Annotated in this window: 16 protein-coding genes, 1 tRNA gene and 1 pseudogene; 8 read left to right on the top strand and 10 right to left on the bottom strand. The window is 64.4% G+C overall.

All coding sequences use genetic code 11. The annotated features are described in order from the left end of the window. Positions 1-302: pseudogene (locus G6R19_RS16510) on the bottom strand (pyruvate dehydrogenase (acetyl-transferring), homodimeric type); the annotation flags it as partial. A 307-nt stretch (positions 303-609) separates the two neighbouring features. Between G6R19_RS16510 and G6R19_RS16505 the strand changes: the two are divergent. From G6R19_RS16505 to G6R19_RS16490, 4 genes are all read left to right on the top strand, one after another. After that, a complete protein-coding gene (locus G6R19_RS16505; protein WP_163166920.1) occupies positions 610-2,178 on the top strand; it encodes an NCS1 family nucleobase:cation symporter-1 in 1,569 nt (522 codons plus the stop codon). A 28-nt stretch (positions 2,179-2,206) separates the two neighbouring features. After that, complete coding sequence (locus tag G6R19_RS16500) at positions 2,207-2,950, top strand: aspartate/glutamate racemase family protein (RefSeq protein ID WP_163166918.1); 744 nt, start codon at positions 2,207-2,209, stop codon at positions 2,948-2,950. A gap of 48 nt (positions 2,951-2,998) precedes the next feature. After that, complete coding sequence (locus G6R19_RS16495) at positions 2,999-3,760, top strand: SDR family oxidoreductase (RefSeq protein WP_163166916.1); 762 nt, start codon at positions 2,999-3,001, stop codon at positions 3,758-3,760. A gap of 299 nt (positions 3,761-4,059) precedes the next feature. Next, positions 4,060-4,941 (top strand): hypothetical protein, encoded by an 882-nt coding sequence (locus tag G6R19_RS16490; RefSeq protein ID WP_240341921.1) that lies wholly within the window; start codon positions 4,060-4,062, stop codon positions 4,939-4,941. Between the two features lie 74 nt (positions 4,942-5,015). On the opposite strand, the gene G6R19_RS16485 is transcribed toward G6R19_RS16490, so the two are convergent. After that, positions 5,016-5,393, bottom strand: a complete 378-nt coding sequence (locus G6R19_RS16485) for a sterol carrier family protein (protein ID WP_163166914.1) — start codon at positions 5,391-5,393, stop codon at positions 5,016-5,018. 134 nt (positions 5,394-5,527) lie between these two features. Here G6R19_RS16485 and G6R19_RS16480 point away from each other — a divergent pair, with 134 nt between their 5' ends. Further along, a complete protein-coding gene (locus G6R19_RS16480; protein ID WP_163166912.1) occupies positions 5,528-5,899 on the top strand; it encodes a VOC family protein in 372 nt (123 codons plus the stop codon). A gap of 26 nt (positions 5,900-5,925) precedes the next feature. Here G6R19_RS16480 and G6R19_RS16475 read toward each other — a convergent pair whose 3' ends face one another. Both G6R19_RS16475 and G6R19_RS16470 read right to left on the bottom strand, forming a co-directional pair. Then, positions 5,926-6,942, bottom strand: coding sequence for an asparaginase (locus G6R19_RS16475; protein ID WP_163166910.1), 1,017 nt, complete (start codon positions 6,940-6,942; stop codon positions 5,926-5,928). A gap of 36 nt (positions 6,943-6,978) precedes the next feature. Continuing rightward, positions 6,979-8,553 carry a molybdopterin-dependent oxidoreductase gene (locus G6R19_RS16470; protein WP_205484503.1) on the bottom strand — a complete coding sequence of 525 codons (1,575 nt, stop codon included), beginning with the start codon at positions 8,551-8,553 and terminating at the stop codon, positions 6,979-6,981. A 94-nt stretch (positions 8,554-8,647) separates the two neighbouring features. On the opposite strand from G6R19_RS16470, the gene purD reads away from it, so the two are divergent. Further along, positions 8,648-9,964 (top strand): phosphoribosylamine--glycine ligase, encoded by a 1,317-nt coding sequence (gene purD, locus G6R19_RS16465; protein WP_163166943.1) that lies wholly within the window; start codon positions 8,648-8,650, stop codon positions 9,962-9,964. Position 9,965: 1 nt separating this feature from the next. After that, complete coding sequence (locus tag G6R19_RS16460) at positions 9,966-10,904, top strand: phosphoribosylaminoimidazolesuccinocarboxamide synthase (RefSeq protein WP_163166906.1); 939 nt, start codon at positions 9,966-9,968, stop codon at positions 10,902-10,904. 48 nt (positions 10,905-10,952) lie between these two features. Here G6R19_RS16460 and G6R19_RS16455 read toward each other — a convergent pair whose 3' ends face one another. After that, positions 10,953-12,218 carry a helix-turn-helix domain-containing protein gene (locus G6R19_RS16455; RefSeq protein ID WP_163166904.1) on the bottom strand — a complete coding sequence of 422 codons (1,266 nt, stop codon included), beginning with the start codon at positions 12,216-12,218 and terminating at the stop codon, positions 10,953-10,955. A 128-nt stretch (positions 12,219-12,346) separates the two neighbouring features. On the opposite strand from G6R19_RS16455, the gene G6R19_RS16450 reads away from it, so the two are divergent. Beyond that, positions 12,347-12,574, top strand: coding sequence for a hypothetical protein (locus G6R19_RS16450; protein WP_163166902.1), 228 nt, complete (start codon positions 12,347-12,349; stop codon positions 12,572-12,574). Between the two features lie 134 nt (positions 12,575-12,708). Here G6R19_RS16450 and G6R19_RS16445 read toward each other — a convergent pair. The 5 genes from G6R19_RS16445 to G6R19_RS16425 form a co-directional block, all read right to left on the bottom strand. After that, positions 12,709-12,785: transfer RNA gene (locus G6R19_RS16445), tRNA-Pro, on the bottom strand. A gap of 73 nt (positions 12,786-12,858) precedes the next feature. Then, on the bottom strand, positions 12,859-14,685 hold the full coding sequence (locus G6R19_RS16440; protein ID WP_163166900.1) for an ABC transporter ATP-binding protein: 1,827 nt from the start codon (positions 14,683-14,685) through the stop codon (positions 12,859-12,861). Next, positions 14,682-16,499: an ABC transporter ATP-binding protein gene (locus tag G6R19_RS16435; RefSeq protein ID WP_163166898.1), complete on the bottom strand. Its 1,818-nt coding sequence runs from the start codon at positions 16,497-16,499 to the stop codon at positions 14,682-14,684. The genes G6R19_RS16440 and G6R19_RS16435 overlap by 4 nt, the downstream gene beginning before the upstream one ends. A 209-nt stretch (positions 16,500-16,708) precedes the next feature. Beyond that, positions 16,709-17,656, bottom strand: a complete 948-nt coding sequence (locus tag G6R19_RS16430; RefSeq protein ID WP_163166896.1) for a metallophosphoesterase — start codon at positions 17,654-17,656, stop codon at positions 16,709-16,711. Positions 17,657-17,660: 4 nt separating this feature from the next. Beyond that, positions 17,661-19,985: a transglycosylase domain-containing protein gene (locus G6R19_RS16425; RefSeq protein WP_163166894.1), complete on the bottom strand. Its 2,325-nt coding sequence runs from the start codon at positions 19,983-19,985 to the stop codon at positions 17,661-17,663. Positions 19,986-20,018: the final 33 nt, after the last annotated feature.

Genomic DNA, 20,018 nt, shown 5'->3' with positions numbered 1-20,018 from the left:
GCGTTCCACCGCATGTACGCCCGGTACCGGCGCTCGAACTCCTCGTTGCCCGGGAACTGCGCTTCCTGGTCCACCGGGATGGTGTTCACGTAATCGGTGGTGGTCACCATCGGCACCCCGACGCTCTGCGCACCGGCACGCTGCAGCAGGCTCCGCATGATGTATTGGGCACGCTCGGTACCATGTTCCCTGATCAACGAATCCAGGGACTCAACCCACTCGGCGGTCTCTTCCGGATCACGATCAGGCAGCTGGTTAGTCAACCCGCTGAGGATATGGGAGGTATCTTCTCCTGCAGCCACGGGAGCCTCATTTCATCGTCGAATGGCCCATGTTTTCGTATTGTGAGAAAACATTCTTGCTATACGAGATTAGCGATACGGCGGCATGAGGGTCAATATTGGCGGCAGTGCCGAACGCCTCCGTGCCATCCAAGAGTCCTGTGAACCGATTGTGACTACGGCCGGCCGTACCCCGCCCTTGACCATGGGTGATGCAGGTCATACTCTTATTTCACTATTCAATATCTTGATTCCGCAGTGTGGAATAACAGAAACGGCTTCCAGAGCCGGTCTCACCACCGCGGATCCTCCCAGAATTGAGACCTCTATGCAGACCCCTCCACCGGTGGGCGTTGACGCGGCTTCCGACCTGACAGCGCCGTCAGTTTCCCCCGCGCACCCCTCCCTTACCGTTGAAGCCCTGTGCGAGTCAGCCAGCACAGCATCCGGCCAGGCCATCAGCCCCACTCTTTATAACGTGGATCTCGCCCCCACCAAGCGTGCCGGCCGAAGCTGGTCCGGCTACAGCATCTTCACCCTGTGGGCCAACGATGTCCACAGCCTCGGCAACTATGCCTTCGCCATCGGGCTGTTCGCTTTGGGGCTCGGCGGCTGGCAGATCCTTCTCGCCCTGGGCATCGGAGCGGCCCTGCTTTTCGGCCTCCTGAACCTTTCCGGATTCATGGGCGTCAAAACCGGCGTTCCGTTTCCGGTCATGAGCCGGATCAGCTTCGGCATCCGCGGGGCCCAGATTGCCAGCCTGCTCCGCGGAGCCGTCGCCGTGGCCTGGTTCGGCATCCAGACCTACCTTGCCTCCGTGGTCTTCCGCGTGATGCTTGTGGCAATGTTCCCGGGCCTCGGTGCCCTGGACAAAGACTCCATTCTTGGGCTGTCCACCCTGGGCTGGATCGCCTTTGTCATCCTTTGGGTGGTCCAGCTGGTCATCGTCAGCTTCGGCATGGAGATGATTCGCAAGTACGAGGCCTTCGCCGGCCCGGTCATCCTGGCCACCATGGCAGCCATCGCCGTCTGGATCTTCATTGAAGCCGGCGGCGCCATCGCCTGGTCCTCGGACAACGCCCTCGAAGGGCCCGAGATGTGGCTTACCATTTTCGCCGGCGGTGCCCTGTGGGTCTCCATCTACGGCACGTTCGTCCTGAACTTCTGCGACTTCACCCGCTCCGCCGTCTCCAAGAAGGCCGTGGTCCGCGGAAACTTCTGGGGCATCCCCATTAACATGCTCGTCTTCGGCGCCATCGTTGTGGTCATGGCCGGCGGGCAGTTCAAAATCAATGGCACCATCATCGAAAGCCCCTCGGACATCGTCCAGACGATTCCCAACACGATTTTCCTGGTGCTGGCCTGCCTGGCCCTGCTGATCCTGACCATCGCCGTCAACCTCATGGCCAACTTCGTGGCTCCCGTCTACGCACTGACCAACCTGTTCCCCAAGCGGCTGAACTTCCGAAAGGCGGCCATCGTCAGCGCGGTCATCGGCCTCGTCATCCTGCCGTGGAACCTCTACAACAACCCGCTGGTGATTGTGTACTTCCTGGGCGGCCTCGGCGCCCTGCTCGGCCCCCTGTTCGGCGTGGTGATGGCGGATTACTGGCTGATCCGGCGCGGTAAAGTCAACGTCCCCGAGCTGTACACCGCCTCCGAGGCCGGAACGTACTACTACCGGAACGGCGTCAACCCGAGGGCGATTATCGCCATGGTGCCGGCCGCCGTCGTCGCGCTCCTTATTGCGTTCGTACCGGCACTGGCCTCGGCGGCACCCTTCGCGTGGTTCTTCGCCGCCGGCATCGCAGCGGTGGTGTATTTCTCCATCGCGGACCGGTCACAGCGTCTGGAAGACCGCGACGGCGAGGCCATCGCCGTCGCCAGCACCCACTGAGCCAGCACTACCGACTAAGGAACCACCAATGCGCATACTCGTTGCGAACGTCAACACCACCGAGTCCATGACCCGCTCCATCGCCGCACAGGCACGCAGCATTGCGGCACCCGGAACCGAAATCGTGGGGATAACGCCCCGCTTCGGTGCCGACTCCTGTGAAGGCAACTTCGAAAGCTACCTGGCAGCCATCGCCGTGATGGACGCGGTAACCCGCTACCCGGAGCCGTTCGACGCCGTCGTCCAGGCCGGTTATGGCGAGCACGGACGGGAGGGGCTGCAGGAACTGCTGGACGTTCCGGTGGTGGACATCACCGAGGCCGCCGCCAGCACCGCGATGTTCCTGGGCCACAAGTACTCGGTGGTCACTACCCTGGACCGGACTGTCCCGCTCATCGAGGACCGGCTCAAGCTGGCGGGCCTGGACGCCCGTTGCGCCTCGGTCCGGGCCAGCGGCATGGCCGTCCTGGAACTTGAGGAGGAACCGGAACGCGCGGTGGAGGCGATTATCAACCAGGCCATGCTTGCCGTAACCCAGGACAAAGCCGAGGTGATCGTGCTCGGGTGCGGCGGGATGGCGGGCCTGGATGAGCAGATCCGGCAGCGCGCGGGAGTGCCGGTGGTGGATGGTGTGGCGTCAGCAGTGGCGATTGCCGAATCCTTGGTCCGGATGCGGCTGTCCACCTCCAAAATCCGGACCTACGCTGCACCGCGGCCCAAAACCGTCATAGGCTGGCCGCTGAACAGCACGGACGTGCCGGCGTCAGTTTAGGCGCTCCCTTCAGGCATGCCGGCTCGATCGGCAGTACAGGAGAAAAGTGTGAACCAACCCCAGCAGCCTGGGCGCGTCGCGGTGGTGACCGGAGCGGGTTCCGGAATCGGCCGGGCAGTGGCCCGCCTGCTCCTGGCTGATGGCTACGGCGTCGCCCTCGCCGGGCGGCGCGAGGCGCAACTTGTTGAGACAGCAGGCGGACACGAGCACGCGCTTCCGGTCACGTGCGACGTCACCCGGCCCGACGACGTCGAGCATCTTTTCGAGGCCGTCCGCCGGCGGTGGGGGCGGGTGGACCTGCTGTTCAACAACGCCGGGGTGTTCGGGCCGGCCGCGAGCGTGGATGAGATTTCGCTGGAGGACTGGGATGCCACGGTGGCGGTGAACCTTACCGGTTCCATGCTGTGTGCCGGGGCCGCAGTCCGGGCTATGAAGGTGCAGGAACCCCAAGGCGGACGGATCATCAACAACGGCTCCATCTCCGCCCACTCGCCCCGGCCCCGGACGGTGGCTTACGCCGTGACCAAGCACGCCATGACAGGCCTCACCAAAAGCATTGAGCTGGACGGGCGGGGCTTCGGGATCACGTGCGGGCAGATCGATATCGGCAACACGGCCACCGAGATCATGGACACCATCGGGGTGGGCGAGGGCGCGCTCCAGGCAGACGGCAGCCGCCGGGTTGAACCCACTTTTCCTGTTGAGGATGCCGCCCGTGCGGTCCTGATGATGGCCAGCATGCCTCCAACGGCCAGTGTTGGGTCAGTGGTGGTGACGGCAGCGGGCATGCCCTTCATCGGCCGCGGCTGAGCTCCTCAAAGCCACAGCTTCCACCTGTTCCCTCCCATTCGAGTTTTTGTCCAGATATGCAGGGTTCCAAGGCTCGGAAGCCTGCATATCTGGACAAAAACTCCGGTGGAGCGGGTGTGGGTTGTGGATAACTGCCTGGAGCCTTATTGAGCGTGGCTCAATGAAACATGAGCAGATTGTCGCCTCTCCCGGAACAGTTTGGCAGCCGGCCTTTCGGCCAGGAAGAGGCCGGGTATTCCGGTCTAAGCCGGAGCCGGCTCGCTGCCAGCGATCTGCACCGGCCCAGTAGGGGACTCCGGGTGCCAAAGTCGATCCCGCCGGACCTGGCCGCCCTTGCGCGATCCCATATCCGCCTGGACGCTGACACGTTCGCCAGCCTGGTCACCGCGGCGGAAATTCACGGCATTCCGCTGCCGCCGTGGGCAGAATTTGCGCCGGACGACGACGGCCCGGTGACAGCCGTCGTCGAACCACCTCCGTGGGGCAAGAAGTCCGGTGCCCACTTTCGGGAGCCCGGCCGCTTCCTTCATCTTTCCCGTCGAGGCGGCGGAACGCTCCCGCGGCGGAAGGGAATCGCCGGGCACCGGCTTAAAGTGCGCGACGGTGACCTCATCAATATCGACGGGCTGCGGCTGACCTCGGTGGCCCGGACTTGGGTGGACCTTGGGTCGGTCCTGCCGTTGGAGGACCTTATCGTTGCGGGCGACGCGATTATCAGCGAGCACTCCAGGACTTTCGGGGAGCCAAAGCGACCGAAGGTTCCGCTGCCCGAATTGCGCAAGTTCGTGGCAGGCGCCAACGGAATCCATGGCGTCCGCAAAGCCAGGGAGGCCCTTGAACAGCTGCGCGTCGGCGTCGACTCGCCGCCAGAAACAAGGCTGCGGTTGATGCTGGACGACGCCGGTCTTCCGGAGTTTTCCCCCAACTGCCGGGTAGACGATGCCTTGGGTAAAGCGGTGTGGACGGATCTCGGCTGCGCCCGTTTCAGGACCTGCCTGGAGTACGAGGGCCTGCACCACCTGACTCCGGAACAGCAGCTCCTTGATTCCTACCGGGACCAGCGGGTCTTTGAAGCAGGCTGGCGGCAGGTGAAGATCAACCGGATCGACATGGAGCGCGGCCCGGAGTGGGTTGTGTCCCGCGTCAAGCAGGCGCTGCGGAAGCAAGGCTGGAGGCGATGAGTTTTTGTCCAGATATGCAGGGTTCCGGGGCTCGGAAGCCTGCATATCTGGACAAAAACTCGGAAGGGGGAGGGCTAGAGCGGCAGCAGCGCAGAGAGGTCCGCGCGCAGGCCGGAGGCGGCCACCCTGCCGGCAGCGACTGCCTCCGCCCAGCTCAACCGGCCCGTCACCATCCCCAGCCAGGTGGCGGCGTCGCACTCGATGACGTTGGGCGGCGTTCCGCGGGTATGCCGCGGCCCTTCCACGCACTGCGTGACACCGAAGGGCGGCACGCGCACCTCCACCGAATTGCCCGGCGCCCGTGCAGTGACTTCCTCCAGCGTGTAGCGTACGGCAGAGGCCAGGATGGCCCGCGGAACGGGAGCGTCCGACGACGGCTCCGCGGCTTTCCGCCACGCCTCCACCGCTGCGGCGCCTTCTTGAACGTCGATGCGACGGCGGGCTACTGGCATGTGTCCGGCTTCCTTCACGTTGGGTTGCAGGGGCAAAGGCAATCAGGGTACCGCGGACGGGCGGCGGGACGGAATCGCGGCCGGGCCGCGGGTAGCATCGGTAGCACCATCGTCAGAACAGAACGGAGCTACCCGTGCAGCTCGGCGCATTTTCAGTCAGCCTCAACGTCAAGGACATCGAGGCCTCAGCGGCATTCTACGAAAAACTCGGCTTCAGCCGGTTCGCAGGCGAGATGTCCCAAAACTGGCTGATCCTGAAAAACGGCCAGGCCGTCGTCGGCCTCTTCCAGGGAATGCTGGAGAAGAACGCATTGACCTTCAACCCCGGATGGGGCCAGGACGCACAGCCGCTGGAGACCTTCACGGATGTTCGTGAGCTCCAGCGCGAACTTCAGGGCCAGGGCATTCCGTTCCTGGCGGAAGCTGAGGAAGGAACCACCGGACCGGCGAGCTTCATCGTGGTTGATCCGGACGGCAATCCGGTGATCGTGGACCAGCACGTCTGAACCAGCAACTTCCGGTGAAGCGGCACTCAGTCCAGGAGCGCGGAAACTGCCGGACCAAGACGGATCTGCCCCACCGGGCGGCCGCCGCCCAGCACCGGCTCCACCACTTTCTCGAGCACGCTCGCAACCCCCGGAATCTCCACCGCGCCCGCAGCCGCTAGAAGCGTCAGGGCCACCAGCGAGGTGGCCCGGACATTCCCGTCCAGTATTTTGACGGCCACGGAGACACCCTGCGGCGTGGCCATGGCGAGGACACCTTCGGCACCGACTTTCGCGATGATCTCCAGCTCGTCCATCACCAGGGTGTTGGCCTCGCCACGGCCCTGCACCGCCCACGGGTAGTCAAGCATCGAGGTTGCGATAGTGGCGGCCCGGGCGTTGAAGCTCTGGTCGCCGGGCGCCTTGGCCAGCTGTGAAAAGCCGCGCGCCAGGCCTTTGAGTGACACTGCGGCCACGGGCGCGCCGCAGCCGTCGATTCCCAAGTGGGCGATTTTTTCGCCCGTGTACTCCTCGATGACCGTGCGGACCCGCTGCTGCAGGGGATGGTTGGGCTCCAGGTAGCTGTGCGTATCCCAGCCGTTCTCGGTGCAGGCCCACAGGAAGGCCGCATGCTTGCCGGAACAGTTGAACGCCAGCCTCGTTTTTCCGCGTTCGGAGCGCACCAGCCAGTTGCGTGCGGTTTCATCCTGGGGCCACGCTTCCGGGCACTGCAGCTGGTCCTCGCGCACACCGGCCGCCTTGAGCATGCCGGACACCACGTCCATGTGGTCCAGTGAACCCACATGGCTCGCGCACGCCAGTGCCACCTGTGCTCCGCGGAGCGGCACTCCGGACTGCATCGAGGCCAAAGCCTGGAACGGTTTCAACGCGGACCTGGCGAAGATCGGTGTGTTGATATCACCAAGCTCCGTGACGACCGACCCGTCCGCCGCCAGCAGCACGGCCGAGCCGATGTGCCGGGACTCAACAAAGCCGCTGCGCTCGATCACGGCCAGTTCGACGGCGGAGTCCACGGTGAAGGTGGCGTGCGGATTATGCGGCATGTTGCCAGTCTAGGGGCCTGCATCCCGGAAGCCGGGCTACTCCACGGTCACCATCACCGACTGCCAGCCGGAGGCGCCGTCGGGAACGGGATCCGCGCGCTGGTCCGTCTGCACCTCGCCGGAGCCGTCTGTGGCACGCACCTTGATGTAGTGCGGCCCGGGTGTGGCGTCCCATTCATAGGACCACTGGCGCCAGGTGACCAGGGACGCCTCGGCGGACAGGTCTGCCTCCACCCACTCCGCGTTGTCGATCTGGATTTCCACCTTGGTAATGCCGCGTGTCTGAGCCCAGGCGGTGCCGCCTACAGCCACTTTCCCGGCGGCAACTTTCGCGAACGACTTGGGCACGTCCACCCGCGCCATCGTCTTGATGGGCCCGCGCTCAGACCATCCGCGGTCGGTCCAGTAGGCCTTGCTGTCGGCGAACCTGGTCACTTCGAGGTCCACCACCCACTTGGTTGCCGAGACGAATCCGTAGAGGCCCGGCACCACCATGCGCACGGGGTAACCGTGCTCGAGGGGGAGCGGCTCGCCGTTCATGCCGATGGCCAGGATGGCGTCCCGGTCGTCCTGGAGGACCTCGAGCGGGGTGGACGCGCTGAAGCCGTCAATGGAGGTGGACAGCACCATGTCCGCACCATCCTTCGGCTTTGCCCGCTTCAACACCTCGCGGATGGGCAGGCCGAGCCATTTGGCGTTGCCGGCGAGGTTTCCGCCCACGGGGTTGGAGACGCAGGTGAGCGTGACGTGCGATTCGATGAGGTCGGCGTCGAGCAGGTCCTGGAACGTGAGCCGGAACTCCTCCTCCACCAGCCCATGCACCCGGAGCTCCCACTCGTCCGCGTTGATTTCCGGGACGCTGAGGGCAGTGTCAATGCGGTAGAACTCCCCGTTGGGCGTAACCCACGGCGTGACGCCCGGCACCGGCGACTGGACGCCGGCTGGAACGGCGGCCGCCGCCCTTGCCGGCACGGGAAGCTGCAGGGCCTCCCGCGCCTTGGCGATGTTGCTGCGGGCGGCACTCAGGAGGCGGCCGCCCGTGGCGGCAATGCCCGCAGCGGCGGCAGTGATCCCGGCCGCGGCGAAGAAGCGACGGCGGCTTGCCCCCGGGCGCGGTGTGTCGCCGGCAACGTCGGCGGCGGCTTCGGGCCAGGCTTTCGCCGTCCACAGCGGGGCGACCAGGAACCGCAGGGCCGCCAGGCCGGCCAGGGTCCCCAGCACTGACGGGATGGCGTCCAACGGGGTTACGCCTGCCCGGGTCACCACGCTGGCCACGATGACCGCACCCATAAACAGGACGCCCAGAACGCCCAACGCCCAGCGGCGGTATGCCACCACGCCAAGCACACAGGCCAGGACGGCAATGGTCAGTCCCATGCCCACAAAAAGGGCGGCTTTGTCATTGGTGCCGAACGTGGCGATCGCAAAATCCTTCAGCCAGGGCGGCGTGAAATCAATGAAGGTGGACCCCAACGCGAGCACGGGTGTGGCCCGGGCAGTAAAAAACGCTCCCACCAGCTCAGCCGCGGCAAGGACGACGGCGGCAGCCACCACACCTGCCAGCGCGGCCATGGCGGTGGGACCCTTGAGCCAATTCCGAAGCATTTTCATGACATAGGTTCGGAGCGAAGCGGGCCGGGGATTGTTTTGACGGCGCTGACACAGCTTAGGAGCGGGCAGGGTGCACAAAGTACCCTTGGACACTGTGAAGGTACTCGTCATCGGCCCCGGAGGCCGCGAACACGCCATTGTCCGCTCCCTGCTCGCCGACCCCAACGTGTCCGAGGTCCATGCAGCTCCCGGCAATGCCGGCATCAGCAAGCTGGTCCCCACCCACAAGATCAACGGCAATGATCCCGACGCCGTAGCCGCCCTGGCCACCAAGCTCACCGTGGACCTCGTGGTGGTGGGCCCGGAGGCGCCGCTCGCAGCGGGTGTTTCCGACGCCGTCCGCGCAGCAGGGATCCCGGTGTTCGGACCCAGCAAAGCGGCCGCCCAGCTCGAAGCCTCCAAGGCATTCGCCAAGGAAATCATGGCCGAGGCCGGTGTACCCACGGCCATGGCCATGGTGGCCACCAACGCCGACGAAGCCGCCTCAGCCCTGGACACCTTCGGGGCGCCCTACGTGGTGAAGGACGACGGACTCGCCGCCGGCAAGGGGGTGGTGGTGACCAGGAACCGCGACGAAGCCCTGGCGCATGCACAGTCCTGCTTTGACGCCGGCGGCTCGGTGGTGATCGAGGAGTTCCTGGACGGCCCCGAGGTTTCCGTCTTTGTCCTCTGCGATGGCCAGAACACCGTGCCCCTCTCACCGGCCCAGGACTTCAAGCGCATCTTCGACAACGACGAAGGACCCAACACCGGCGGCATGGGCGCTTACACCCCGCTGGAATGGGCGCCTGAAGGCCTTGTCCAGGAAGTCATTGACCGCGTGGCCCAGCCCACCGTCAACGAAATGGCCCGCCGCGGAACTCCCTTTGTGGGCGTACTGTTCGTGGGGCTGGCGCTGACCTCGCGCGGCACCCGCGTCATCGAATTCAACGTCCGCTTCGGGGACCCGGAAACCCAGGCCGTGCTGGCCCGGCTCAAGACGCCCCTCGGTGCCCTGCTCCTGGCAGCCGCCAAGGGCGAACTGGACAAGGCAGAAGAGCTGCGCTGGGCGAAGGAAACGGCAGTCGCCGTCGTCGTCGCGTCCGAAAACTACCCTGACACTCCGCGCACCGGCGACCGCATCCGCGGGCTGAAAAAGGTGGACGAGCTGGAGGGTGTGCACGTGATCCACGCCGGCACGTCCTTTGACGAGTACGGCAAGGTGGTTTCCGCCGGCGGGCGGGTGCTCGCGGTGGTCGCGCTCGGCAGCGACCTGGTGGAGGCGCGCGAAAAAGCGTACGACGGCGTGGAGCTGGTTCAGCTGGAAGGCTCGCAGTTCCGCAGTGACATCGGGGGCAAGGCTGCCCGTGGCGAGATCAAGGTCCCGTCCGCATCGGCCAGTTCCCTGCCTGTGACGAAAGCGAAGGCCTAGCATGAGCGACATTCCTGCAGCGCGCGGTTTCAACGCCAGGACCTTGGACCTGCCGGGGTGGACGCACGTCTACTCCGGCAAGGTCCGTGACCTGTACGAACCGGCAGACGAGTCCATCCTGCAGCGCGTTGGCCAGGACTGCGTGCTGGTGGTGGCCAGTGACCGCATCAGCGCGTTCGACCATGTCCTCACGAGCGAGATCCCCGACAAGGGACGCATCCTCACGCAGCTGAGCCTATGGTGGTTTGACCAGCTGGATGTGGAGCACCACGTGCTGGGCTCCACGGTGGAGGACGGCGTGCCCGAGGCCGTCGAAGGCCGCGCAATGATCTGCAAGAAGCTGGACATGTTTCCCGTGGAGTGCATCGCCCGCGGCTACCTTACGGGCTCCGGGCTGCAGGAGTACCGTTCGTCCGGAACGGTATGCAGCATTCCGCTGCCCGAGGGCCTGGTGGACGGCTCGCGGCTGGAACAGGCCATCTTCACCCCGTCGGCCAAGGCGGAAGTGGGCGAGCATGACGAAAACATCACCTATGACGCCGTCGTGGCCATGGTTGGTGACGATATCGCTGCCCGGCTGAGTGACCTCACCTTGCAGATCTATACGACGGCGGAGGCGGTTGCCCGGGAGCGTGGCATCATCCTGGCCGACACCAAGGTGGAGTTTGGCTACGATCCCGTCTCTGGCTCCATCACGTTGGGTGATGAGGTCCTGACCCCGGATTCCTCCCGGTTCTGGGACGCCGCCACATACCAGCCGGGGCAGGCGCAGCCTTCCTACGACAAACAGTACGTCCGGGACTGGCTGACGTCGGCCGAATCGGGGTGGGACAAGGCTTCCGATACGCCTCCGCCGGCGCTTCCGGACGAGGTCATCGCACGTACCCGCAGCCGCTACGTTGAGGCCTACGAGAAACTGACCGGAAAAACCTTCGCCTGATACCGTCGCTGCCGGAGCCCCAGCTGCTCCCGGCGAACGGCGTTGTGCCTAACTGGCCGCCGTGGCAGCCGCTGCCCGCTTTTGGGCCAGCTTAATTTCCAGGACCGCGTCCAGTGCCTGCTGGACGCGGTCTGCCGCTCCTGCCGCACTGAAGGCCTTCTGGGCTTCCTCGAGGTACACCAGGGCTTCGTCCGACTCGCCGGCCGCCTTCAGCGACTTGCCCAGGAGGAGGGAAACTTCTCCAGCCGTGTGCTTGGCGAGAGCGTCGCGCTCGGCGTGGATTTCCCGGAGCTTCTCGACGGCGGCAACAATGTCGCCGGTGAGGTACAGCCAGCGGGCGCGGATGAAGGCGACCTCCAGCTCATCGCTCTTGGTTCCACTGACGATGGAAAAGGCAAGCTCAGCCCGCTCGATGGACGAGAGCGTTTCAGGCTCCACTATTCCGGACGACAGCCGTACCGCTGCGGAAGCCTTGTTGAAACGGGCCCACAACTCGATATCGTTGGCCGGTGACAGCAGTTTCGCGGCCCGTTCGTGGTGCTTGACGCCTTCGACATAATCGTGCCGCATGAACGCCACGTTGCCGATGACCCAGGCCACCTCGCCGGCAAGCTGGGACATGGCGTCCTCATCTACTTGCGCGAGCAAGTCCTGGCAATATTTCCAGGCTTCATCCAGGCGGCCGCTTTCAGCCAACGCGCCGATCAGCGCCCGCAGTGCTCCGACAGTAATGATCGAGCCCTTGGGCAATTGCGCGGCGAAGGCGACGGCTTCCAGTGCATGGTCCACGGCAACCGTGAGCTGGCCCTGGCGCTGGTAGACGACGGCGAGCATCTGGCGGGCACGCGCACCCAAACCCACCGATTCCTTTGCCATCGGGTGTTCGAGCAGCCTTTCCACCAGCTGCCTGCATTCCAGCAGGTCGCCATGCTTCAGCAGGCACTCGGCCTGCATGTAACTCATGTTCCACCAGGCGCTGGTGTTTCTGCCGTCCAATGCTATTTGTGCAGCTGCAGCAGCATGGCTTGCGGCGAGCGGGTAGTCCCGCAGGTCCCAAGCCTGGCGGGCGTACAGGCCGGCCAGAACGTATTCAGCGTCGCTGAGGGTGATCGGCTGGCTCCAGGCCTCCAACGCCTTGGGCGCAAGTTCCAGCCTGCGTGCCAGTTCTTCGATGACCTCCGCTGTTGGCTCTCTACGGCCCGTTTCCAGTAGAGAAATGTAGCTGGGTGAATACAGGTCCTTGCCCAGTTCAGCCTGTGTTAGCCCCCGTTCGAGTCGCTCCGCCCGGAGCTTCTCCCCGAATCCGTTGCCCACGGGGTTCCTCCTTTCTGCACAGGTTTCCGTTTAGCGCTTGACAGCCCCTGTGGAAAACATTTTACAATGTATGTCAACAAGGACAGTGCTGGCTTTGTAACGAATCCGACTCGTATTGAGGAACATATATGTTGAAGAAGATTGCAGCGGCAGTCGCGCTGGCTGGGGCCTTGGCGTTTTCTGCAGCGGCTCCGGCCGTCTTGTCTGCAGGTTCCATCGCCGACACAGAACAGGTCTCTGTAGCGAGGACCGGGAACTGGCCGGATCCTGTATCTCAGCCGGTCAAGGAGAAGAAGTCCGGCAGCACCGGCACAGGCTACACCGCCTACACGGGCAACTGGCCTGACCCGGTTTAGTAGCTTCCTCAACTAAGGAGGCGAGGGGGGCCCCGGAGCATCTGCTCCGGGGCCTTTCCTTTTTTGTAAAGCCTTTCCGGGAAGGTTGCCGGGAACCAAAAAGAGGGCCTCCGTAAGGAGACCCTCTTTTTGTTTGGTCGGGATGACAGGATTTGAACCTGCGACCTCTTCGTCCCGAACGAAGCGCGCTACCAAGCTGCGCTACATCCCGATCCGCTGCAAAAGCAACTTTACAAGAATAGCCGATACCGGTGCCTGATGCGAAATCCGCCGTCGGGGCGGGGTTAGACCAGGGAGTCCTTCCATGCCCCGTGCAGGTCGGCGAAGCGTCCGCCGCCACCGATCAGATCTGCGGGCGACCCGTCCTCCACAATGCGGCCGTCGTGGACCACCAGCACCCGGTCCGCCGTCTCTACCGTTGACAACCGGTGGGCAATGATCAGGGCGGTCCTGCGGGCAGCATCCGTACCAGCCAGCAGCCGGGCCAAGCCGCTCTGCACCAGCCTTTCGGAGGGGATGTCCAGCGAGGATGTTGCCTCGTCCAGGATCAACACGGCCGGGCGGGCCAGGAACGCCCGGGCGAAGCTGATGAGCTGGCGTTGCCCTGATGACACCCGGCCGCCGCGCTTGTTGACGTCCGTGTCATATCCTTCAGGGAGGTCAAGAATGAATTCATGTGCTCCCACGGCCTTGGCCGCTTCCTCGATTTCGGCACGCGACGCTTCCGGCCGGCCCAGGGCGATGTTGTCTGCAACGGAGCCGCTGAACAGGAAGGCCTCCTGGGTGACCATCACGATGTTCCGTCTCAGGTCCGTGGTGCTGAGGTTGCGAAGGTCCACCCCGTCCAGCGTGAGGGAACCGGACGAAACATCGTAGAAGCGGGCTATCAGCTTGGCCAGGGTGGATTTCCCGGCTCCGGTCTGGCCCACCAGGGCAACGGTCTGGCCCGCAGGGATGTGCAGGTTCAGCGTGGGAACGATGACCGGCCCGTCGCCGTAGCGGAATTCCACGTCCTTGAAGTCGATCGAGCCCCTGGCGTTCTTCAGGGCGACAGCATTCTTGGGTGGCCGCACTGTTGGGACTTCCTCCAGGAGGCCGGACACCTTTTCCAGCGCTGCCTGGGCACTCTGGAAGGAGTTGTAGAACATCGCCATCTGGTCAACCGGCTGGAAGAACCTCTTGGTGGAAAGGATGAGGGCCAGCAGCACACCCACCGCCAGTTCGCCGGTGAGGACACGGAATCCGCCGAAGAGCAGGACCACGGCAACGCAGACGTTGCCGATTAGCACCAGCCCCGGTTGGAAGATCCCGTTGAGGTTGATGGACCGGACGGTAACCAGCCTGTAGTCCTCCGCGAGCTTCCCGTAACGTTCGGCGTTTTCGCGTTCCTTGCGGAAGGCCTTCACTGCCCGGATCCCGGTCATCGTCTCCACGAAGTGCACGATCAGCCGGGCAGACACCACCCGCGACTCCCGGAAGGCGATCTGGGAGTGCTTTTGGTACCAGCGGGCCAGGAAGTACATGGGCACGCCTGCGGCAAGCACCAGCAAACCACTGCGCCAGTCCAGGGCAAACACCGTTACAGCGGTGAAAATCATGAACAGCAGGCCGGACGCCAAAGAGCTGACGCCGGAATCCAGGAGCTCGCGGAGAGCCTCCAGGTCTGAGGTCTGCCGGGCAATAATTCGGCCGGACGTGTACTTTTCGTGGAACTCAAGGCTCAACCGCTGGGTGTGCCGGAAAACCCGAAGGCGCAGGTCCAGCAGCATGGCCTGGCTCAACTTCGCAGTGGAGGTCACGTACAGGGCGGTGAGTCCCGCCGTCGCAATCGCTGCCAACAAATACGCGACGCCGGTGAACACCAGGGGGAGGTTGTCTCCGGCCTGCAGGGCGGGCAGTGCGTGGTCGATGCCGAAGGCGATCAGCGCCGGGCCGGCCACCCGGGCGGCCTGGGAGAGGACCACGGTGGCTATCGTCAGCCAGAACCGCAGCCGGACCGACCGGATGAGGGAGCGCAGCAGTGCCAGCGACCGGCGTCGTACAGCCCTGCTGTCGCTCTTGCTGAGGTGCGCGTTGTCTTCGTTGGCGGTGCCAAACGTTGCGGTGCTCATCGGGTTACTTCCTCTGCCTGGATACCCGCTTCTTTGAGCTCCGACAGCTCGGAGTCCAGGTCGCGTGGTTCCTGGTCAAGGCTGGCGATGACGTAGCGATAATGGTCGTTGCCGGCCAGCAGTTCCGTGTGCGTTCCGACGGCGGTGATGCGGCCGTCCTCCAGCAGCGCCACCCGGTCCGCCAAAGCAACTGTGGACGGCCGGTGCGCCACGATCAGCGTGGTGGTGTCCTTCAGCACGGCGCGGAGCCGCGTTTCCACGAGTTCCTCGGTGTGGACGTCCAGGGCGGACAGCGGGTCATCCAGCACCAGCACTTTCGGGCGTGCGGCAATGGCCCGGGCCAGGGCGATGCGCTGCCGCTGCCCGCCGGAGAGGCTGAGGCCTTCCTCGCCGATGAGGGTGTCCAGGCCTTCGGGCAGGGAGTAGGCAAAGTGCGCCTGCGCCACGTCCAGGGCCTCCTCGAGGACGGCATCAGTGCGGAGCGGGGCACCGAGCAGGACGTTGTCGCGCACCGAATTGGAGAACAGCGTGGTGTCCTCGAAGGCGACTGCCACGATGCGGCGGAGCTCCTCCACGTCAAAGTCCCGCAGGTCCACGCCGTCGATGGTGATGGAGCCGTCGGTGACGTCGTACAGGCGCGGCACGAGCTGGATCAGTGCGCTCTTGCCGCTTCCGGTGATTCCCACCAGGGCCATCGTTTCGCCGGGGCGGAGGTCGAGGTTGATCTCCTTCAGGATTGGCTTGTCCGGAGCGTCCTCGAAGGCGAAGGTGGCGTTGTTGAAGCGGAGAGCACCGGCGATGTGGACGGGCAGCCGCGGCTCAGGCGGACTTGTGATGCTGTTGACCGAGTCCATCACTTCGAAGTGGCGGTCGACGGCGGTTTTGGCGGTGAGTGCCATGGCCAGCAGCATGCCGGAGAACTCAACGGGGGAGGCGATGACGGCTGCGGTGGCAAAGAAGGCCACCAGCGCACCAATGCTTAGCTGGCCGCTGGCGCACAGCATCACGCCCACAACGAGTCCGGCGCCCAGGGCGAGCTCCGGCAGCAGGGTGACCACCATGGTGAATTTTGCCTGCTGGCGTGCCTTATCGATCTCCGTCTGGCGCAGTTCCTCGGCTTGTTCCTCGAAGTTTTCGAGGGCTTCCCGGCTGCGGCCAAAGGCCTTGAGGACGCGGATGCCGTGGACGGATTCCTCCACGGTGGTGGCGAGGTCGCCCGCCTGGTCCTGGCTGCGCCGGGCGACCCTGCTGAAGCGGGTTCGAAACCGGAAACTGTAGGCCATGATGGGCACGGCGGCCGCCAGGAAGATGAGGGCCAGTTGCCAGCTCATGGCGAACATCACGCCAATGCCGATGATCACCGTGAGGGTGGTGACCACCAGCATGATGGCGCCGAAGGCCATCCAGCGGCGCAGGAAGTTCAGGTCCGTCATGGCGCGGGAGAGGAGCTGGCCGGATCCCCACCGGTCATGGAACGAGACCGTCAGGTCCTGCAGGTGGTCATACAGCGAAATCCGCATCCGGGTCTCCACGGACGTGGCCGGATTGATAACGAACTGCCGGCGGAGAGCCACCAGCCCGGCCTCAGCCACACCGAGCACAAGAATGAGGCTGGCCGAGATCCACACCGCTTGCGTGGTTCCCCCCGGCCCAAGTGATTCGTTGATCAGCACCCGGAGGACCTGGGGGATGGCCAGGGCAACAACGCTGGCCAGAAGTGCGCACAGAAGTCCCAGGAGAAGCCGGGGGATGATCGGCCTGACGTGGGGGTAGAGACGGCTGATGGATCGAAAAAATGGAGTTTGCTTGGCCATGCCCGCTTCTCAAGCTCTAAAACGAATGTAGTTTCCCGTAGCAACTACCCTATGCCATGGCGTGAGCCGATTCACAGGCTTCCGGACCGCATTCGAAGCTGGGCCAGTTATTGCTTTTCGCAATGCTTTCGGCGCCTAAGCCATCCCGTTGGGCCATCGTTCCCCGTTGCAAAACTGCTTTGGAAGCGGGATGTGATCGCGCAGCGGAGTCAGTTGGGCGAGGTGAGGGTGAGCAGGACTGCTTCCGGCCTGCATGCGATGCGGACCGGGGCGAAGCGGGAGGTGCCGATGCCGCCGGAGACGTTGACCGGCGTCGTACTGCCGTTGCTTTGCCAGTCATTAAGCCCCTTGGCCCGCCACGTGGGGAGGTCGCAGTTGGACACGAGCGCGCCGTAGCCGGGAAGGCACAACTGGCCGCCGTGGGTGTGGCCTGCGAGCAGGAGGTCGGCGCCGTCCTCGGTGAAGTGGTCCAACACGCGCTGGTAGGGAGCGTGGATGACGGCGACCTTTAAGTGGGGGGTGGCGTTCTGGTTGATGGTGCCCCGGGGCCATCCCGCGTAGCGTTCGCGGTTCAAGTGGGGATCGTCCACGCCCGAAAAGTCGAAGCGGATCCCTTTAAGAACCACCGACTGGTGGCGGTTGGTCAGGTCCACCCAGCCGCTCATGCCGAAGCCCGAACGCAGCCGCGGCCAGTCCAGCGCAGTGGGTTTGGGCTTGGCCTTGGAGGGTCCCAGCAGGTAGGAAGCCGGGTTTTTCAAACTCGGCGCGAAGTAGTCATTGGAGCCGGGGACAAAAACGCCGGGGAACTCCATGAGGGGGCGGAGAGCCTGCAGGAGCGGGTCCACAGCTTTCGCGTGACTGAGGTTGTCGCCGGTATTGACTACCAGGTCCGGCTCAAGACCGGCCAGGGACTCCAGCCAGGCAGCCTTCTTTTTCTGGCCCGGGACAAAATGGATGTCGCTCAGGTGCAGGACGCGGAACGGTGCCTGCCCGGGCGGCAGGATGTCCAGCGATTCTTCGCGGAGGACAAACTGGTTCTTCTCCCACAGGCCATATCCGAAAGCGGCCATACCTGCCGCGGTCCCGGCTGCGGCGGTGACGGCAAAGCCGCGCCCGATGGTTCGGGCGCGGCTGGCCAATGCACTGGTTGGGAACATCCGGCTAGTCGTCATTGTTCCCGCTGTTGTTCCCGTTGCCGTTCCCGTTGCCGTTGCTGCTTGGCTCGGGCTCGGGCGCGGGCGCTGGAGCCGGGGCTGCCGGCGCCTGGGTGGCCCTCGGCGCGGTGGTTGCGGGAGTCCGCGTATTGGTGCCGCCGCCACCGCCGTTCAGCAGGTTGCTGGGCGGCGCGGGGAAGGGCTCCGTACCGTAGGCAGGCGCGATCCGGGACATGAAGTTGGAGAACATCGGCCCGGCGATCATATAACCGTCGATCCCCTGGTAGAACTTGCCGTTGACCGTGATGTTCTGGCCGGCGCGGTCCTGGGCGCCGAGCGCGTCACCGAACCAGGCGGCGGTTGCCAGGCCGGTGGTGTGGCCAACAACCCAGGTGGAGCCGTTGTTGTTGGACGTACCGGTCTTGGCGCCGATCGGGAAGCTGGTACGGGTGGAGATCCTGGGCTGGATCAGCGAGCCCGAGCCGCGGTTCAGCGTTTCCTGCAGTGCGTAATTGACGCCGCGGGCTACTTCCGGCTTGAGCGCGTCCCGGCAGTTGGTTGACTGGGCGGGAAGCTGAGCGCCGGTCTGGTCCGTGACGGAGGTGACGGCGATGGCCTCGCAGTACTTTCCGTCATTGGCGAACGTCGCGAAGGCACTGGCCATGGTCAGCGGGGCGGTCTGCGTGGAACCCAGCAGGTTGCCCAGCGTTGACATGTTGATCTTCGGGTTCGGCTCGCCGTCAGCCGGAAGGCCGCCGTGCAGTCCTACGGCGTCAACGATCTTCTGGATTCCGCAGAAGTCCAGCTGGGCCGCGGACGCGAAGGTCACGGTGTTAATGGAGTTGTACAGGCCCTCCAGGACGGACAGGGGCCGGTACCACTGGGGTTCGGCGTTCTGCAGGTCATCGGCAGCGCCGAGTGCCTTCTGCGCGGTGTTGTACGCACCGGTGACCTGGCCACAGGTGTTGCGCCACGGGAAGTTAAGCGGGTAGCGGCGCTGGGCTGCGTTCACCACGGTGTTCATGGACTTGCCCTCATTGAGCCACTGGGCGAACGTAAACGGCTTCATGGTGGAGCCGGGCTGGGCACCGCCCAGGCCGTTAAGGTCGTTGCCGTCCTTGTCCAGCTTGTCCACGTTGAAGTTCACCTGCGAGTCGAAGGACCCTTCGGCCGGCAGGAACGTGGTGTTCTGGGCCATCGAGACAATCTTGCCGGTGTTGGGCTGCACGGAAACCATTGCGGCACCCCACTTGTCCGGGTTGGCGCCGGCAGAGGCGTTGACCTGCTCCTGCGCCGCTGCCTGTGCATTCGGATCCAGCGTGGTGGTGATGGTCAGGCCACCGCCGTAAATAAGGCGTTGCCGCTCGGCAAGATCCGCTCCGTAGGCCGGGTTGTTCTCCAACAAATGGAGGACATAGTCACAGAAGTACGGGGCGGTTGAAGCGTAGGCACAGCCCTGCTTCGGCTGCGTCACCTTGGTCTCCACCGGAGTGGCGACGGCGGCATCGTGGTCAGCCTGGGTGATTTTGCCCTGGTTGAGCATCAGGCTCAGAACCAGGTCGCGGCGCTGCTTGGCGTTCTCCGGGTTGCTGATGGGGTCGAACGCGGACGGGCTGTTAACCAGGCCGGCCAGCAGCGCGGCCTGGGGGAGCGTGAGGTCCTTGGCGGAGGTGCTGAAGAAGAAGCGGGATGCGGCTTCGATGCCGTACGCGTCGCGGTTGAAGAAGACAATGTTCAGGTAGCCCTCAAGGATTTGCTCCTTGCTGAACTCCTTTTCCAGAGCGATGGCCAGCTTCATCTCACGCAGTTTGTCGCCCACACCCTTGTTGACGCCATTGAGCTTGATGTCCTCGTCCCGGCCTTCGGCGGCCAGATTGGAGTTGAGGACGTTGTTCACATACTGCTGCGTGATGGTGGAGGCACCCTGCCGGTTACCGCGGGCAGTGCTGACCAGGGCACGCAGGATACCCGTGGTGTCCACGCCGCCGTGGTCATAAAAACGGCTGTCCTCGACTGCGATGACAGCTTCCTTCACGAACGGCGAAATCTGGTCCAAGGCAACCTTGGTACGGTTCTCCTTGTAGACGCTGGCGATCTCGCTGCCGTCCGCTGCGAGGATCCGGGTGGTCTGGTTGGGCGGATCGACCTTCAGCTCTGCCGGAAGGGTGTCGAAGAACTCGATCGAACCGCTGGCTGCGCTGCCTGAAACGGCTGCCGCGGGGACCAGCAGGCCTGCTACCAGGACACCGCAAATTGCACTCACGCCAAGGAAGACTAGGATCTTTCCGAGGGTGGTGGCAGTGTCGAATAATGGGTTCTTACGAGTCGCCATGTTTTCCACTTTACCGGCAAGGACTAGTCTTTC

Source organism: Arthrobacter sp. Alg241-R88, from assembly GCF_900537115.1.
Taxonomy (GTDB): Bacteria; Actinomycetota; Actinomycetes; order Actinomycetales; family Micrococcaceae; genus Arthrobacter.
The sequence above is the reverse complement of the archived record's forward strand: the minus strand, read 5'-3'. Positions and strand labels throughout refer to the sequence as shown.

Excerpts from the sequence above, each read along its gene's own strand:
- G6R19_RS16430 (WP_163166896.1), bottom strand. The coding sequence starts at position 17,656 with ATGTTCCCAACCAGTGCATTGGCCAGCCGCGCCCGAACCATCGGGCGC.
- G6R19_RS16470 (WP_205484503.1), bottom strand. The coding sequence starts at position 8,553 with ATGAAAATGCTTCGGAATTGGCTCAAGGGTCCCACCGCCATGGCCGCG.
- G6R19_RS16505 (WP_163166920.1), top strand. The coding sequence starts at position 610 with ATGCAGACCCCTCCACCGGTGGGCGTTGACGCGGCTTCCGACCTGACA.
- G6R19_RS16475 (WP_163166910.1), bottom strand. The coding sequence starts at position 6,942 with ATGCCGCATAATCCGCACGCCACCTTCACCGTGGACTCCGCCGTCGAA.
- G6R19_RS16460 (WP_163166906.1), top strand. The coding sequence starts at position 9,966 with ATGAGCGACATTCCTGCAGCGCGCGGTTTCAACGCCAGGACCTTGGAC.
- G6R19_RS16500 (WP_163166918.1), top strand. The coding sequence starts at position 2,207 with ATGCGCATACTCGTTGCGAACGTCAACACCACCGAGTCCATGACCCGC.
- G6R19_RS16435 (WP_163166898.1), bottom strand. The coding sequence starts at position 16,499 with ATGGCCAAGCAAACTCCATTTTTTCGATCCATCAGCCGTCTCTACCCC.
- G6R19_RS16485 (WP_163166914.1), bottom strand. The coding sequence starts at position 5,393 with ATGCCAGTAGCCCGCCGTCGCATCGACGTTCAAGAAGGCGCCGCAGCG.
- G6R19_RS16450 (WP_163166902.1), top strand. The coding sequence starts at position 12,347 with ATGTTGAAGAAGATTGCAGCGGCAGTCGCGCTGGCTGGGGCCTTGGCG.
- G6R19_RS16440 (WP_163166900.1), bottom strand. The coding sequence starts at position 14,685 with ATGAGCACCGCAACGTTTGGCACCGCCAACGAAGACAACGCGCACCTC.
- G6R19_RS16425 (WP_163166894.1), bottom strand. The coding sequence starts at position 19,985 with ATGGCGACTCGTAAGAACCCATTATTCGACACTGCCACCACCCTCGGA.